General features: G+C 33.5%; 15 protein-coding genes. All 15 read left to right on the top strand.

Annotation, left to right across the window (positions count from 1 at the left end):
• Position 1: 1 nt before the first annotated feature.
• The 15 genes from AAHJ11_RS09615 to AAHJ11_RS09545 all read left to right on the top strand — a co-directional run bounded on the left by AAHJ11_RS09615 (position 2) and on the right by AAHJ11_RS09545 (position 15,902).
• On the top strand, positions 2-1,129 hold the full coding sequence (locus AAHJ11_RS09615) for a chain-length determining protein (RefSeq protein ID WP_320982845.1): 1,128 nt from the start codon (positions 2-4) through the stop codon (positions 1,127-1,129).
• 22 nt (positions 1,130-1,151) lie between these two features.
• Positions 1,152-2,561 carry an undecaprenyl-phosphate glucose phosphotransferase gene (locus AAHJ11_RS09610; protein ID WP_320982844.1) on the top strand — a complete coding sequence of 470 codons (1,410 nt, stop codon included), beginning with the start codon at positions 1,152-1,154 and terminating at the stop codon, positions 2,559-2,561.
• 137 nt (positions 2,562-2,698) lie between these two features.
• A complete protein-coding gene (locus AAHJ11_RS09605; protein WP_004297017.1) occupies positions 2,699-2,992 on the top strand; it encodes an acyl carrier protein in 294 nt (97 codons plus the stop codon).
• Positions 2,992-3,690 (top strand): SDR family oxidoreductase, encoded by a 699-nt coding sequence (locus AAHJ11_RS09600; RefSeq protein WP_320982843.1) that lies wholly within the window; start codon positions 2,992-2,994, stop codon positions 3,688-3,690. Before AAHJ11_RS09605 ends, AAHJ11_RS09600 begins: the two co-directional genes overlap by 1 nt.
• A gap of 19 nt (positions 3,691-3,709) precedes the next feature.
• Positions 3,710-5,047, top strand: coding sequence for a fatty acid--CoA ligase family protein (locus AAHJ11_RS09595; protein WP_320982842.1), 1,338 nt, complete (start codon positions 3,710-3,712; stop codon positions 5,045-5,047).
• 4 nt (positions 5,048-5,051) lie between these two features.
• Positions 5,052-5,699 carry a galactoside O-acetyltransferase gene (locus AAHJ11_RS09590; protein WP_320982841.1) on the top strand — a complete coding sequence of 216 codons (648 nt, stop codon included), beginning with the start codon at positions 5,052-5,054 and terminating at the stop codon, positions 5,697-5,699.
• A 142-nt stretch (positions 5,700-5,841) separates the two neighbouring features.
• Positions 5,842-7,389 (top strand): hypothetical protein, encoded by a 1,548-nt coding sequence (locus AAHJ11_RS09585; RefSeq protein WP_320982840.1) that lies wholly within the window; start codon positions 5,842-5,844, stop codon positions 7,387-7,389.
• A gap of 87 nt (positions 7,390-7,476) precedes the next feature.
• The gene (locus tag AAHJ11_RS09580) at positions 7,477-8,481 is read left to right on the top strand and encodes a glycosyltransferase family 10 domain-containing protein (protein WP_320982839.1); all 1,005 of its coding nucleotides are present in this window, start codon (positions 7,477-7,479) and stop codon (positions 8,479-8,481) included.
• A gap of 20 nt (positions 8,482-8,501) precedes the next feature.
• Positions 8,502-9,608: a polysaccharide pyruvyl transferase family protein gene (locus AAHJ11_RS09575; RefSeq protein WP_320982838.1), complete on the top strand. Its 1,107-nt coding sequence runs from the start codon at positions 8,502-8,504 to the stop codon at positions 9,606-9,608.
• Positions 9,608-10,777, top strand: coding sequence for a Coenzyme F420 hydrogenase/dehydrogenase, beta subunit C-terminal domain (locus AAHJ11_RS09570; protein ID WP_320982837.1), 1,170 nt, complete (start codon positions 9,608-9,610; stop codon positions 10,775-10,777). Before AAHJ11_RS09575 ends, AAHJ11_RS09570 begins: the two co-directional genes overlap by 1 nt.
• A gap of 249 nt (positions 10,778-11,026) precedes the next feature.
• Positions 11,027-12,250 (top strand): O-antigen ligase family protein, encoded by a 1,224-nt coding sequence (locus AAHJ11_RS09565; protein ID WP_320982836.1) that lies wholly within the window; start codon positions 11,027-11,029, stop codon positions 12,248-12,250.
• 27 nt (positions 12,251-12,277) lie between these two features.
• Complete coding sequence (locus AAHJ11_RS09560; protein WP_320982835.1) at positions 12,278-13,075, top strand: alpha-1,2-fucosyltransferase; 798 nt, start codon at positions 12,278-12,280, stop codon at positions 13,073-13,075.
• A 12-nt stretch (positions 13,076-13,087) separates the two neighbouring features.
• Positions 13,088-14,059, top strand: coding sequence for a glycosyltransferase family 2 protein (locus AAHJ11_RS09555; protein ID WP_320996232.1), 972 nt, complete (start codon positions 13,088-13,090; stop codon positions 14,057-14,059).
• A complete protein-coding gene (locus tag AAHJ11_RS09550) occupies positions 14,056-15,132 on the top strand; it encodes a glycosyltransferase family 4 protein (protein ID WP_320979953.1) in 1,077 nt (358 codons plus the stop codon). Before AAHJ11_RS09555 ends, AAHJ11_RS09550 begins: the two co-directional genes overlap by 4 nt.
• A gap of 11 nt (positions 15,133-15,143) precedes the next feature.
• On the top strand, positions 15,144-15,902 hold the full coding sequence (locus tag AAHJ11_RS09545) for a WecB/TagA/CpsF family glycosyltransferase (RefSeq protein WP_320982833.1): 759 nt from the start codon (positions 15,144-15,146) through the stop codon (positions 15,900-15,902).
• Positions 15,903-16,155: the final 253 nt, after the last annotated feature.

Here is a 16,155-nt window from a genome sequence, read left to right as displayed (position 1 = left end):
TATGGCTACTCTGATGGAACATACGTCTGAAAAAGAAATAAGACAACAACAGGATATTCACAATGATGAGGAGATTGAGATGATAGATCTTTTTCGTAAGGTTATAAGCATTCGTAAGAAAATCTATAAGGCAGCTGGCATTGGTTTGGTAATTGGTGTTATTATAGCAATAAGCATTCCTAAAGAGTATACAGTTGAAGTGACCCTTTCTCCAGAGATGGGGAACAATAAAGGTGGTGGTCTATCTGGTTTGGCAGCTTCTTTTTTAGGAAGTGGAGTTACTATGGGTGATGGCACTGATGCCTTGAATGCTTCTTTATCTGCTGATATCGTATCTTCTACACCTTTCCGGCTGGAACTTTCCACAATGAACATACCGGTGGCTAAAGATGAAACGATGACATTGGATGCTTATCTGGATGAAGAATCTTCTCCCTGGTGGAGTTATGTAATCGGGTTTCCTAGTATGGTAATTGATGGAATAAAGTCATTATTTACTAAAGAGGATGAATCAGGATCTTATGATAAAGTAAGTCAAGGTACAATCGAATTATCAAAGAATGAGTTAAAAAAAATTGAGACTCTCAAGAAAATGATTGTTGCTTCTGTAGATAAGAAGACATCCATGACTTCCGTTGCTGTCACTTTTCAGAACCCCAGAGTGGCTGCAGTTGTTGCCGATTCGGTAGTGAAGAAGTTGCAGGAACACATTATTGACTATCGTACTTCCAAAGCGAAAGAAGATTGCGCCTATCTGGAGAAACTCTTCAAGGAACGTCAGCAGGAATATTATGCCGCACAGCAGAAATATGCAGATTATTTGGACTCTCATGACAATATCATTTTGCAGAGTGTTCGTGCCGAGCAGGAACGTTTACAAAATGATATGAGTCTTTCTTACCAGGTGTATAGTCAGGTTGCAAGTCAACTTCAGGTTGCAAGAGCCAAAGTCCAGGAGGAGAAGCCTGTCTTTGCTGTTGTAGAGCCTGCTGTAGTACCGTTGAAACCTTCGGGAACCAGTAAGAAGATATATGTTCTGGCATTTATTTTCCTGGCTGTTTGTGTTGTTATATCCTGGAATTTATTCGGAAAAGATTTCTTGAATAAGTTTAAAGAACTCCGGGCTTAATACATCTAATTAGTTAAGTGAAATGGCATCAACTAACCAGATAAATAAAGTTGTAGAGTCTATTGCGGTTTTGGGAGACTTGCTCATTCTGAATCTGTGTTTGTTCCAACTCCTTTTCTTCTGGAAAAAGGCTTTTATGTATTTTCCTTTTTCCTGTACTGTCTCTTTTATGATGACTTCTCTTAGTCTCTGTTATTTAGCTTGTTCAGCATCTCGTGGGAAAGTTTGGAATAGTAGGGAAATTCGTGCAGATCAGCTTGTATTGTGTGTTTTAAAGAATATTATAGCCTTTTCCATCTTTTGGGCATGTATCATGACTTTTAGTGGAATCTCTATTTTTTCTCCTCTTTTTTTTGTCACTTATTTTTTTATACTCTTTGCTGTTTTAAGTATTTATCGCATTATTATTCGTCATCTGCTGATAGTCTATTGTGCGAAGGGTAAACATAAACGTTATGCCGTATTTATTGGGGGAGGTAATAATATGCAGATGCTATATGAGGAGATGGAGAGTTCTTTGGCATCTTCTATTTATGAGGTAATCGGTTATTTCGATATTAGACCTAATGATGCTTTTTCCTCCCACTGTCCTTATTTGGGTAGTCCTGATGGTTTCTCTGATTTTATGTCCGGACAAACGGGAGTTAAGCATATTTTTTGTTCTTTGTCTATGGAGGAGGGCCGCTATAATTTCTCTATAATGAATTATTGTGAGAACCATCTGCTTTATTTTCATGGTGTTCCTAATGTTTGCAAGGGGTTTCCCCGTCGTATCTGGCACAGTATGGTTGGTAATATGCCGATTTTGAATCTGCGTTATGAGCCTCTTGCTATGGTAGAGAACCGTATCTTAAAACGGCTATTCGATATTGTTTTTTCCGGTATTTTTCTAGTTACAGTTTTTCCTATTGTTTACCTCATTGTGGGGAGTATCATAAAGTTGACTTCTCCCGGTCCTGTATTCTTTAAACAAATGCGTACCGGTTTGAATGGCGTTGATTTTTTGTGTTACAAATTCCGTTCCATGAAGGTGAACGATGAGGCTGATAGCATACAGGCTACGGCTGATGATCCCCGGAAAACCCGTTTTGGAGATTTTCTTCGACGTTCCAATATTGACGAACTTCCACAGTTTATCAATGTTTTTAAAGGTGAAATGTCGATAGTAGGTCCTCGACCTCATATGTTGGCTCATACGGAGACTTATGCCCGTTTGATTGATAAATATATGGTAAGACACTTTATTAAACCTGGGGTAACCGGCTGGGCTCAAACGCATGGTTTCCGTGGTGAAACGAGAGAACTTTCACAAATGGAGGAACGTGTGAAGGCTGATATCTGGTATATGGAGCATTGGACAATATTGCTTGATTTATATATTATTTATAAGACTATAGCGAATGTGATTATAGGAGAGAAAAATGCATATTAGCAAACGTTTGTAAAATGTTTTGTTTGTATTACATAATATTAGAGGAAGATAGTCTGTTAAATGTTAGTAAGTTATAGAACATGATGAATAGTATTGGATTAATGGGATATTTTATTATAATATAAATTCAAAAAAATATGGATAAAAATCAAATTAACTACATTGTAATCAATGTCATTCAAGAGTATTGCGCTACAAATGGTTTGGTAATAAAAGACTTGGATAAAGATACACCTCTTATTGGTAGTGCTCGTATTCTCGATTCTATGGGACTTGTAAATATCGTTGTGGATATTGAAACGGCTTTCCTAGATGAAGATATAGAAATTTCACTGACTTCCGAAACAGCAATGTCTGGTCGTATAAGCCCTTTTCGAACAATTGGATCATTGTGTAACTTTATTGCTCGTCAATTGGGCTTGGAAGAATAATGAATCGAGTTATAATTATTACCGGAACTAGGAAAGGAATTGGATATTTCCTGGCAGAGAAATATTTAAACGAAGGCGACGTTGTATATGGGTGTAGTCGTCGTGAATGTGAAATCAACCATGAAAATTATCATCATACCCGTCTTGATGTTTCTGATGAAACTGCTGTGATAGCTTTTGTTCGTAATGTTTACAAAGAACAAAAACGAATTGATATACTGATTAATAATGCTGGAATAGCCTCAATGAATCATATTCTGTTGACTCCAAAGACTACTGCAGAGAGGGTATTTAATACAAATTTTATGGGTACATTTTTAATGTCCCGTGAGTGTGCAAAGTTCATGATAAGACAGAAAAATGGTCGTATCGTAAATTATTCAACAGTAGCTGTTGCACTTAATTTACAAGGAGAATTGGTTTATTCTTCATCAAAGGCTGCAATAGAACAGTTGACTAGAGTGCTTGCTGGTGAAATTGGTGAAAGTGGCGTAACTGTTAACACTATTGGTCCTACTCCTATTGATACTGATTTAATCAAAAATGTTCCAGACAATAAAATTGAAGAACTGAAAAGTCGTCAATGTATCAAGCGACTTGGGAAATTTGAGGATGTTAAAAATGTCATAGATTTCTTTATTCGTCCTGAGAGTGAATTTATAACAGGGCAAATAATTTATTTAGGTGGCGTATTTTAATTGTAAAAAAGAGTTTGTTATGAATTGGTTGTTTGAAAAGATGAAAGAAGATGGTAGTAAGAATGCTATTATTTTCAAGGGAAAGGAATATACTTATGAAGCACTTGTGGAACAAATTGAGGATTATTATATAATAATCAGTAAACAAATCAATCGAGGGGAAATTGTTTCAATAATTTCGGATTATAGTTTTCAGTCTATTGCGCTTTTTTTTGCATTGTATGAGAATCGAAATATCATTGTGCCAATTACTACAAAGATTAATCAAGAGATAGTCGACCGAATTCGTGTCGCAAATAGTGATTATCGTATTGAAATAGATGATAAGCTCAATATATATAAAACAACAGAGAAAACCGAAGATCATCCTCTTGTGATAAGGCTTCAGGAGTATCATCATTCAGGTCTTATTCTTTTTAGTAGCGGTTCTACAGGAGCGCCAAAAGCGATGATTCACAATCTCGATAATTTGGTTGACTCATATAAAGGGAAACGTGGCAAGAACATTGTATTTTTGATTTTTTTAATGTTTGATCATATCGGTGGACTTAACTCTTTGTTAAATTGTCTTTCGATGGGTGTAACAATGGTCTTCCCTGAACATCGAGAACCGGAACATGTCGCGGAATTGATAGAAAAATATAAGGTTAACATTCTTCCGGCATCCCCAACATTCCTAAATTTAATGTTGATAAGTGAATCAAATTCAGGCTATAATATGAGTTCTCTACGGATGATTACCTACGGGACGGAGCCAATGCCCGATAGTTTACTATTAAAATTAAAAACAGCTTTTCCTCGTGTTAAGTTTCTTCAAACTTTTGGGACGAGTGAAACAGGTATTAGTCAAACTACAAGTAGATCATCTGATAGTACATTTTTAAAAATAGATGATCCAAATACTGAAATAAAAATAGTCAAAGGTGAACTATGGATTCGTAGTAAAACTCAAGTCATGGGATATCTAAATTCATCAATGGAACGATTTACCGAGGATGGATGGTTTAAGACAGGAGATTTGGTAGAAGAAGCAAGTGATGGTTATATAAAAATAGTTGGACGTAGCAAAGAGTTAATCAATGTTGGTGGAGAGAAAGTTTTGCCTTCTGAAGTAGAGTCAGTATTATTTCAAATACCGAATTTAGTAGATTGTATTGTTTATGGTGAAAAAAACTTTATTACAGGAATGATAGTAGTTGCAAAAGTTCTTTTTAAGGAGCCATTGAAGCCTTCAGAGGCAAAAAAGCAAATAGTGCAGTTTTGTAATGGTAAACTTGATAGATATAAAATTCCTGCTAAAGTAATTTTAATGACCGAATCGGAGTATTCTGAAAGATTTAAGAAGAAAAGATTGTAAGTCTATGCTTAAAAAAATTATAGGAAAATGGAATGCAATCATTAGAGGGTTGAGAATCCTTAATTATGAATATTTTTCGACACGTAATGATTGTTTGGGGAAATGTGGAGTAAACTCACATTATTTGCCTCCTACTCTTTTGGGTAAAAGAGAGAATATTTTTTTGCATGATTATGCATATATTGATTACCGTAGTGTTTTGTATATTACTGGTGGTAAATTGGTAATAAAAGAAAATTCTATTGTTGCTGAAGGGTTAACTGCTATAACAGGTCAACATCAATCGAAAATAGGGGAAGTATTTGGTAAAGCTGGGAACAGTAATTTATTAGAGAAAGATATTATAGTAGAGGAGGATGTCTGGATTGGTGCTGGTGTTATGTTGTTATCAGGTGCACATATTGGTCGTGGTGCTGTAATTGGTGCAGGGACAGTTGTACGAGACCAAAATATTCCACCATATAGTATTGTGGTTGGTAATCCTGCTAAGATTATTGGCTTTAGATTTACTGTTGAGGAAACATTGGAACATGAAAAGCTTATTTATGATGAACAAAATCGTTTGCCAGAGAAGAAATTACAAACCAATTACAAATATTATTATGAGAGCCGGATTGGACAAATTATGAATTATTTGGCTTTGCGTTTATGAAGCATATTATGTTATGATTGTCAGAAATCTAGTTTTACTTTCCATATCGAATTATATTACTAATAATGAAAGAAATCCAATGTTAATAAATCTTGCTATTTTTAGACATTGTTGATCGATGAGTGAATTTTACAATTAGAATATGAGCCGTAATCCCAATAAAATAGTTAAAAATACATTTTTTCTTTATGGAAAGATGTGTATTACTATATTTTTTACACTTTATACCACTCGCTTAGTTCTGAAATCATTAGGAGTCGTGGATTATGGTATCTTTGGAGTGATTGGTGGGGCAGTTAATATGCTTGGCTTTTTGTCTGCGTCTATGGCGGCTACTACTCAACGATTTATGAGTTATTCAGAAGGATCTGGTAATTTTGAAGATAAGAAACAGGTGTTTAATGTAAGTGTGATGTTGCATTTTATTATTGCTGTTTGTGCGTGTATATTGCTTTGTGCCTTTTCATATCTATTTTTTGATAAGATAATAAATATTCCTATTGAAAGGCTGTATGCAGCAAAAGTGGTTTATTATTCTATGGTGTTTAGTGTAGTAATTACAGTATTATCTGTGCCATATGATGCTGTAATTAATTCTCATGAAAATATGTTATACTATTCAATAGTGGGTATAATAGATTCTTTTGGAAAGCTAACAATCGCGGTTTATATTACAACATTTGTATCTGGAGATAAATTGATTGTATACGGTATTTTAATGGCGGCATTATCTATTGCTGTTATGATGGCTATGCAAATATATTGCCATAAGCATTATCCTGAATGTGTTTTTAAGCCAGTAACATATTTTTCGAAGAAAAAGATGAAACAGATGGCATCTTTTGCATCATGGAAACTATCCACACAGTTTACAAGTATGGTAGGAAATTATGGTGCGGGTTTATTAATGAACCATTATTTTGGAGCAGTCATTAATGCAGCAATATCAATAGCAAGTCAAGTGATATCTCAGTTACAAGCATTCTCGAATAATATGATTAAAGCTGTTAATCCTGTTATTGTAAAATCTGAAGGGGAGAATAATAGAGAAAATATGCTTCAGGTTTCAATGTATAGTTGTAAATATTCTTTTTTGATATTCGCTTTTTTTGCTGCTCCTGCATTGGTATGTCTTGATAAATTGTTAGTATGGTGGTTAGTAAATGTACCACAGTGGGCTTACCTCATGACATTAGTTGGGATTCTTAGAACTTTGAATGAGTGCTTACTACTTCCTTTAGAGACAAGTATTGGTGCTACAGGAAAAATAAAAGGAAACAGCTTCTACAGTTCATTAATCAACATGTTTCCCTTGCTTCTATTAATTTTATTATTTTATATGGGATATTCTCCTATGGCATATATTGTTGTTTCATTCTTTGTATGGGGAATAATATATGAACTAAAAACTGTATATTTTGCAAGAAAAATATGTCGATTAAATATCAGAACATTTTTTAATGGATATGTAAAAAGACCATATATAACGTTTTTGTTTTCCGTTGCTTTAGGGGTATTAGTCCGTTTTTTATTGGGGAATAGCACATTAAGTATTTGTATTACAATAATTATCGTTTTAATAGTTTTCATATTTTGTGTTTGGTTCTTTGTAATGGAAATGATAGAAAAGGAATATGTGAAAAATATGGTAAAATATTTTTATTGCAAGATAAATAGAGAATATAAGTGAGAAATGATTTATACAATAATGAAACAATAACAATAAACTTTCAGAATTAATTTGTTTTTAAGCAAAAGAAACAGTTATAATATTATTATGATAAAAATTTATATTCCCGGACCATTTTCTATTCCTATTTGGCGTCAATTCCCTGATTCTAAGCGGTGTATATGGGGAAATTGTGAATTTTATTTTGAAGAACCTAAAGAATATGATTATCTTGTTGTATGGGGACTTGAAAAAGAATTACCAACATTGTGTCCAAAAGAAAAAAGATTGTGCTTTTTGGGAGAGCCGCCGTATGTGAAACGATATCCTAAAGCGTTTCGAGAACAATTTGGTTATGTTTTTGGATGCCAGCCTAAGATGATTAACAAAGGCCTTATGCGAAGATTAATGCCTACTCTTGCTTGGATGGCAGGTTGTAAAATAGGAGCTAATGTCTTTAAAGATGATCTTGATACATTTATGTCCTATCAGGATTTTAAACACTATGAAGCGAAAGAATCTCGATTAAATAAAGTATGTTTCATAACGTCAAATAAAAAGTTTACTAAGGGACATCGAGATAGAGTAAATTTTGCTAATAAAATATTAAAGAATCATATTGATTTTATTGATGTATATGGCAATGGTTATAATCCTGTTGATGACAAATTGGAAGTGATGTCTAAATATAAATATGTGCTGGCTATTGAAAATGGGCAATGTATGGATTATTGGACAGAAAAATTGGCAGATTCTTATTTAGCGGGTTGTTATCCTATATATTATGGTTGTCCAAATATTAGCGATTATTTTAAGCAGGATAGTATGCTGAAAGTTGATATAAGAGACTATGAAAAAACGATAAGCGCTATTAAAAAAATAATAGATCAGGATCTCTTTTCAGCATCTAAAGAAGCTGTCTCTGTAGCAAAAAATTTGGTATTGGATAAATACAATATGTTCAATCTCATTGCAAATGAGGTTAATAAAATAGACTCATATAGCTCTGTGATTGAAAAAATGTCGTTACCGGAAACAATATACCCAATGAAGTACACTTTAAAAGATTTGTTTTTGTGTAAATTGGCGAGATTGTTTAATATAACATTATAGATAGAACTTAAATTTTTATTATGTCGATTCAGAAAAGAATATCAATTTTAACATTGCATGATGTGCCTAATTATGGTTCTGTTCTTCAAACATTTGCAACTCAAGAAATCTTTAAGAGACTGGGATTGATTACTAATATTATTGATTATAGACGTCTTTCTTCTGTTAGTTTGTGGAAAAGAGTCCAGATGGCAACCAGGAATGACAGTCTAGCTAAAAAGGCAATAAAATCGATACTATATTTCTTTTATTTATGGCGTCAGGATAAAGTTTTTGGACAGTTTCGTAATGATAATATTTCTTTTCGAGGTCCTGTGTTAAATTGTGAGGATGATTTTGATAAATTACAGATAGATGCGGATATTTATTGTACCGGCAGTGATCAGACATGGAATAGTGGATGGTATGGGAGAATTTTGAAATCATATTTTTTGACTTTTTGCCCGGATAATATTAAAAAGATATCATACGCAGCCAGTTTTGGAAAAACATCTTTGGAAGATTCTGAAAAAGAAGAAATACGAAAATATTTATTAAGATATGCTGCTATTTCACTACGTGAAGAAAGTGGCGTGAAAATCATAGAGGAGTTGGGTATTTCAGGATCTGTTCATGTTTTGGACCCTACATTACAATTAGATGCTGCTTTTTGGCATAGGTATATACGAAAGCCTTCCGAAGAACATTATGTATTGGTTTATCAATTGAATAAACATCCTTGGTTTAATGACTTTGCAGAATCTTTCGCCCGCCAAAAAGGTTTGAAGTTGATTCGTTTTGGTGCTAATGTCCATCAGATATTTAAAAGCGGAAAATTGCTTTTCTTGCCAGAACCATTTGATTTTCCATCTTATATTGCTTTTGCAGATTATGTGATAACTGATTCTTTTCATGCTACGGCATTTAGTCTTAATCTCAATACAACCCCAATTTGTATTTATCCTGATCGTTTTTCAGGTCGTATAGAAGACTTATTGAAATTAACTAATCTCGAACGGCTACATGTAATAAACTCTGAAGATTGGCGTGTAATGGGGAACGATCCTGTCAATTGGGAAGAAGTGAATGCTATTTTTGCGAGATACAGAAGAATAGGGGATGACTTTCTTTATAGAGCTATTGAATAATGGAGAATATAACAGAATTTTGTACAGGATGTAGAACATGTGAACAAGTATGTCCGAAGTCTTGCATTTCAATGAAATTTTCGTCTGAAGGGTTTCTTGAGCCTTTTATCGATTTAGGTCAGTGTGTGGATTGTGGATTATGCCAAAGACGTTGTCCGCAAAATAATTTGAAAGTTTACCCATTATCCGAAAAGGTTTTTGCTGTAAAATCTAAAAATGATAAAGAGCTTTATAAAAGTGCATCAGGAGGAGCATTTGCAGCATTGGCACGATATTTTTTGGAACAAAATGGAGTATGTGTTGGAGCATCTTATTATAAAGGATGGAATGTTGGGCATAAAATTATTAGGAGCTTGGATGATCTCCCTTCGCTTCAAAGTTCAAAATATGTTCAAAGCGATACATTGCATACTTATTCAGAGGTTCGTTGTCTTTTAAGTCAAGGGATTAAAGTGTTATATAGTGGTACACCGTGTCAAATCGCAGGATTGAACTCTTTTTTAGGAAATGTAGACAAATCTAATCTGTTGACTATTGATCTGATATGCCACGGGGTTCCTAGTATTAAACTTTTCAAAAGTTATATTCAATGGCTCGAGCATAGATATGGAGAGCCGATAATTGATTTTAATTTTCGTGATAAAAGTTCGGGCTGGGGATTAAATGTTAAAATAAATACGAAAACAAAAACAAAAACGAGAAGTTGTGTCATAGACCCTTATTATTATCATTTTCTTAAAGGTGATACATATCGTGAATGTTGTTACCGGTGTTCGTATAGCAGACCAGAGCGTGTAGGAGATATAACAATTGGTGATTTTTGGGGTATAGAGTCGATACTTCCTGATTTTTTTTCAAAGAAAGGAGTATCCTGTCTTATTTTAAACACTCCTAATGTCATGGCACTTATACCTATGTTTAAGAGTCTGTTTGATATGGAAGAAGTGTCATTAAATGATGTAATGAAATTCCAGAGAAACTTGGTTGCCCCCACACCAAGGCCCGATATGCGTGATATAATATATAAGCGTTTAGATGAAAAAGATTTGGAGTCGTTCTTTAAAACGGTTCTGACATATCCTCTTAATGTTAAGTCGGAGCTTATAGCAATATTACCTGAATGGATGAAGAAAGTTTTACGTAAAATGCTTTCTGCTGTCATGCGCTAATAGTTAGTATTATTTTCTTTATATCTCCTTATATTCATCAATTCGTTAATTTGTTGAGCAAAAAAATGTTTAAGAACTTGATTGGAACTTTGTTGTATTCCATCATCATGCTTCTAGTCACTTTTATATTGAATTAATAAGGAGATACCTGTTGAATGCTGTTTTTGATAAGATGAGTGATTGGGTGTGTAATATTGTTGGAAAAAGATGTTGTCTTTTCGAGAGAAAATAAAATGAATTGAACGAATAATGAGTATAAAATGTGACAGTAAATTACTAGTGAAGCCATTATTCTTTTTGGTTATAGTGGATACTATAAACGGATTTTTTCTTAATAAGGGAATGGAATCTTCCATTGGCATTATTTTTAAGGCGTTTATTTTGTCAGTTGCTTTTAAAATATTATGTTCATCGCCAAGATTCAAAGGATTACTGTTTTTTACCGTAATTTATATTCCTGCTTTTTTATTACTCGTCATTCTTAATACGGATTCTCAAATAGTTCCAACCATAAACCATTTATTGAAATTTGTAAATGTTGTTTTTATATATTATGCTGCCGTTGTTGTGTTTAAATCGGGAAGTATACAAGAAAAGGATATACAAGTGATATTCTATATAAATTCTATTGTACTTTTGTTGAATATTTATAGTGGGTTGTTGGGAGTAGGATATTATGCCTATGGTGAAGGTTGGGGGTGTAAGGGATTTATGTATGCCCACAATGAGATGTCTGGAATGCAAGCTGTTCTATATGGTGTTTCTTATTATTTTATTTATAATAGGTATGTTACGAAGAAGATTATTCTTTTGGTTATTAACCTGCTTTTTTTAATAGCGGCTCTATTGGTTACAACAAAGGCGGGCATACTTCTTGTTTTGACAAGTTTGATTCTAGTTCCATTTGTACACATGAAATATGGCATTTTTCGTTCTTTCTTGAAAATGTCAAAAATAAAGCTAATCGTCTTACTTTCTATAATATGCGTGGTATCATACTGTGGTTATGCATTGCTTGAGTATAGCGGTGCAATTGATCGTTGGACGTATTTCTTTGATAAAGATGGGGTAAATGCCATCTATTCTTCACGTGATACTTTTTGGGAGGAAGAGAGAGCAGAGTGGGAAGAAGGGAATATTGTAGTTAAACTATTTGGAATGGGGGGAGCTAGAACTGTAGAAATGGATCAAGCGGATACGTTACTCAACTATGGAATCGTTGGATTAATTATTGTTTATTCATTTTATTTTTCTCTCATTGTAAAAGCTTTTAGGTACAGGGAGAAAAGTCAATATGCCAAGTTTGTTTTCGGAATGGATATTTTTATACTTGCAGCATCATGTTTCGCTGGACATCTTCTGTTCTCTGGTCTTATGGGGATTCCATTTGCCTTGATGAATGCATTGATATTTAGTCCAAAAATGCAAGCTGCAAGTAATATGGAGAACAGGTATTGTAATTGTAGGAATTAGCTTCGATAATAAATATAAAATTCACTCATGAAAATTGTTTTATTTACTCCTGGACTCGGAAATCAGATATTTCAATATTTATTTTATTTATATCTTCGAGATAACTATCCTAATCAAAATATTTATGGATATTACAACAGAAATATTCTCAACAAACATAATGGGCTTGAGGTTGATAAGGTTTTTGATATTCAACTTCCGCCCCATACTGTTATAAGTGATGCTTCTGCCTTTTTTATTAGAGCCTTGGGAGGGCTTGGATTAAAATATTTTATAGGGAAGGATCAACTTTCGCCTTGGAAAGTTTACTTTGACGGATATTGGCAAAACAAAGAATACTTCCAGAATAATGTAGATAAAATGAGATTCAGAGAGGGATTTCTAAATAAGAAAAATGATGATATACTCTCTTTGATACGAAATACGAACTCAGTATCAGTGCATGTGAGAAGAGGAGATTATTGCGATAGTTGTCGTAAAGACTTATTCTTACAGTCTTGTACGCCTCAATATTATGAGTCGGCTATAAGTGTAATGAAAGAGAAGTTCCAAAAACCTGTGTTTTTTGTGTTTTCTGATGATATTCCGTGGGTTAAGGTGAATCTGAATATACCTAATGCTTATTATATAGATTGGAATAAGAAGGAGAATAGTTATTTGGATATGTATTTAATGTCCTTATGTACGGCTAGTATTATAGCCAACAGCACATTTAGTTTTTGGGGGGCAATGTTAGGAAATAAAAAAGAATTAGTTATTAAGCCAAAGAAATGGATTGGAGATGAAATTCCTGAAATATTTCCTCCTTCTTGGCTTTCATTGTAATAGAATTTATTTATGAATCCATTAGTATCTATCGGTGTACCGATATATAATGTTGAGTCCTATATTGAACGTTGTGCCCGGAGTCTTTTTGAACAAACTTATGTTCATATAGAATATATATTTATTGATGATAATTCTCCAGATGATAGTATTGGTATACTTAAAGCTACTTTAGAGGATTATCCTGCTAGGATGCAGCAGGTTAAAATAGTAAGGCAACCTGTAAATGTTGGTTCGTCAGCAATAAGAAATAAGGCTGTTAGTATGATGTCTGGAGAATTTGTAATGTGGGTAGATTCAGATGATTTTGTAGAGTTGGATATGGTAGAAAAACTTGTTAGTGCACAACGACAAAACGATGCTGACATTGTTACATGCAATACAATTGTTCATCTGCCTAAAGGGAAATTCTCCACAATGTTTTCTCCTATATATAATACTCCTAAAGAGATGACTTTGCAGTTATTAAGAAAAAAAGTGCCAGTAAGTGTTTGGGCAAGACTTATACGACTATGCTTATATATTGATAATGATGTTCAATCTCTTGAAGGAATAAATAATGCTGAAGATTATCAACAGATGCCTAGGTTAACTTTTTATGCTCAAAAAGTATGCAGTATAAATGATGCACTATACCATTATAATTGTACAAATAATAATTCATATACAGCTACATATTCTCCTAAACTTGCAGAACAAGTGATGATCTCTGTGAACCTCTTAGAGCAATTTTTCCAAGATAAGGGTATTGAATATGTAGATGCATTAAACTTTTCTAAGGCGGAAATTTATGCGCGTGATTTAGTGAAGTGTTGCAGACTGGGATATAAAGAATATTATTATTTTACACGTGGAATGGTAGAAAAAATGGATAGGAAGTATTTTGTAAGTCTTCCTTTACCTTTTAGAATATTATTAAAATTACCTAATTACTATATCGCTTTGATTTATGTAAAATTGGCATCTATGTTTAAGAAACAATGAAAATTTTATTGATCTCAAATATGTATCCTTCAGAAAAGGATAAAACATATGGAACATTTGTAAAGATGTTTAAGGAGAGTATAGAACATAACACGAATGATATCGTTTTCGATTGCTGTTTTATTCGAGGTCGTTCTAATAGCTTTATAGTTAAAGTATATAAGTATATTATTTTTTATTTTACCATCATCTATAAGACGCTTTTTACGAAATATGATTTTATTTATAATCATCAAATAACACATTCCGCTCCAGCATTACGATTTTGTAGGTGCTTTAGGAAATTTAAACTGGTTATGAATATCCATGGGGGGGATATCGTCACGATTGATAAAACATCAGAGAAGCTATTAAGTATTGCAATTCCGCTGCTTGTTAAGTCTAGCTTGATAGTAGTGCCGTCAGAATACTTTAAAAATATTGTATTGGATAAGATTCCTGGAATAGTTTCTAAACAATTGTTTGTAAGTGGATCCGGTGGTGTGGACAAAAAAGTGTTTACGTGTTTGAATAGTCACATAATCTCAACAGGTACAATTCTTTATGTCTCAAGAATAGATACTGGAAAAGGGTGGGATGTTCTTATAGATGCAGTTTCAGAGTTGAAGTCGAGAGGAAAAATAGCAGGAAAAAATATAGTGTTTGTTGGATATGGAGCGCAGACTGAACTTTTAGAAAAGAAAATCAAAGAACTTGACCTGTTGGATTGTTGTAGTTATCTCGGTCCTAAAAACCACCATGAGTTAAATGAATTATTTAATCAGGCTGATATCATGATATTTCCAACCATACTCTATGAAAGCTTAGGACTCGTCGGATTGGAGGCAATGGCCTGCGGATGTCCTGTAATTGGTTCTAATATTGGATGCTTACCAGAATATATTAAAGATGGAATAACAGGTTTCTTATTTGAGGCTGGCAATAGTCATGAATTGGTAGAAAGAGTTATTTATTTTTATAAACTTACTGATAAACAACGAAATGCGATGAGATGGCAAGCCGTGAAGACGGCTGGTCGATATGATTCTGATGAAATTTCACGAGTGTTGATAAGTAAAATGAAAGAGATCTAAAGTCAAAGCAAATGATAGCTGAAAATAGAATCTGTTTTTTGAATCTTGATATTCAGCCTTTTACACAAAGTAGACTTTTGTGTGAGTTGAATGAGGGAGTTCTTTATACTCCCAATATTGACCACTTGGTAAAGCTCCAACATGATCGGGAATTTTATGAGAGCTATCGGCAAGCGGATTGGGTGGTGTCCGACAGTCGGATTTTGTATTGGATATCCAAACTGTTAAAACATCCGATACCTGAAGCTATTCCTGGTTCAAGTTTCTTTCCGGCATTTTACAATTATCATGCCAATGATCCTGGTTGCAGAATCTTTTTATTAGGTGCTGCTAAAGGAGTTGCTAATAAAGCAATGGAAAATATAAACAGGAAAGTAGGGAGGCAGATTGTTGTTGGTACTCATTCTCCGTCTTTTGGATTTGAGAAGAATGAAAAGGAATGCATGGAATTGATTGATATAGTAAATGCTTCCGGTGCAACTGTATTATTAGTGGGAGTTGGTGCTCCAAAACAAGAAAAGTGGATAGCTAAATATCGTAGTCAGATGTTCAATATAAAAATTTTTATGGCTCTTGGAGCAACTATTGACTTTGAAGCTGGTAATATTAAACGTGCTCCTATTTTATTCCAAAAAATGGCAATGGAGTGGTTTTATCGTTTTCTAAGAGAGCCGAAGCGCCTTTTTAGACGTTATTTTATTGACGATATTTGTTTCTTTTACTACTTTGCTAAACAATTACTGGGACGTTATAAAGATCCTTTTGCATGATTTCATAAAAATCATGCAAAAGGAGAGCTTAAAGGTATATAGGGAGGAGAGAACTACAAGAAATGAGAGCTAATTTAATGTACTCATATATATATGCTTTTATCAGTTATGGTTGATTGCTAACTGTATATAGAGTGTGTCGTGTTGGAAGATTACAATGTCGTTTTATAATTATGTATGAAGATGTGAAAAATTTAGATTTAAATGATATGGCAATAAGAAATGGTATAAAATAAAATGTTGAGATGTAATA

This window comes from Bacteroides sp. 90-K9/2 (genome assembly GCF_047310725.1).
Classification (GTDB): domain Bacteria; phylum Bacteroidota; class Bacteroidia; order Bacteroidales; family Bacteroidaceae; genus Bacteroides; species Bacteroides vicugnae.
This window is presented reverse-complemented; position numbering and strand designations above follow the sequence as displayed.

Bases quoted from the DNA above. Each gene is read 5' to 3' on its own strand.
- AAHJ11_RS09570 (WP_320982837.1), top strand. From the start codon at position 9,608: ATGGAGAATATAACAGAATTTTGTACAGGATGTAGAACATGTGAACAA.
- AAHJ11_RS09610 (WP_320982844.1), top strand. From the start codon at position 1,152: ATGGCATCAACTAACCAGATAAATAAAGTTGTAGAGTCTATTGCGGTT.
- AAHJ11_RS09615 (WP_320982845.1), top strand. From the start codon at position 2: ATGGCTACTCTGATGGAACATACGTCTGAAAAAGAAATAAGACAACAA.
- AAHJ11_RS09565 (WP_320982836.1), top strand. From the start codon at position 11,027: ATGAGTATAAAATGTGACAGTAAATTACTAGTGAAGCCATTATTCTTT.
- AAHJ11_RS09580 (WP_320982839.1), top strand. From the start codon at position 7,477: ATGATAAAAATTTATATTCCCGGACCATTTTCTATTCCTATTTGGCGT.
- AAHJ11_RS09560 (WP_320982835.1), top strand. From the start codon at position 12,278: ATGAAAATTGTTTTATTTACTCCTGGACTCGGAAATCAGATATTTCAA.
- AAHJ11_RS09590 (WP_320982841.1), top strand. From the start codon at position 5,052: ATGCTTAAAAAAATTATAGGAAAATGGAATGCAATCATTAGAGGGTTG.
- AAHJ11_RS09585 (WP_320982840.1), top strand. From the start codon at position 5,842: ATGAGCCGTAATCCCAATAAAATAGTTAAAAATACATTTTTTCTTTAT.
- AAHJ11_RS09605 (WP_004297017.1), top strand. From the start codon at position 2,699: ATGGATAAAAATCAAATTAACTACATTGTAATCAATGTCATTCAAGAG.
- AAHJ11_RS09600 (WP_320982843.1), top strand. From the start codon at position 2,992: ATGAATCGAGTTATAATTATTACCGGAACTAGGAAAGGAATTGGATAT.
- AAHJ11_RS09555 (WP_320996232.1), top strand. From the start codon at position 13,088: ATGAATCCATTAGTATCTATCGGTGTACCGATATATAATGTTGAGTCC.
- AAHJ11_RS09595 (WP_320982842.1), top strand. From the start codon at position 3,710: ATGAATTGGTTGTTTGAAAAGATGAAAGAAGATGGTAGTAAGAATGCT.
- AAHJ11_RS09575 (WP_320982838.1), top strand. From the start codon at position 8,502: ATGTCGATTCAGAAAAGAATATCAATTTTAACATTGCATGATGTGCCT.
- AAHJ11_RS09545 (WP_320982833.1), top strand. From the start codon at position 15,144: ATGATAGCTGAAAATAGAATCTGTTTTTTGAATCTTGATATTCAGCCT.
- AAHJ11_RS09550 (WP_320979953.1), top strand. From the start codon at position 14,056: ATGAAAATTTTATTGATCTCAAATATGTATCCTTCAGAAAAGGATAAA.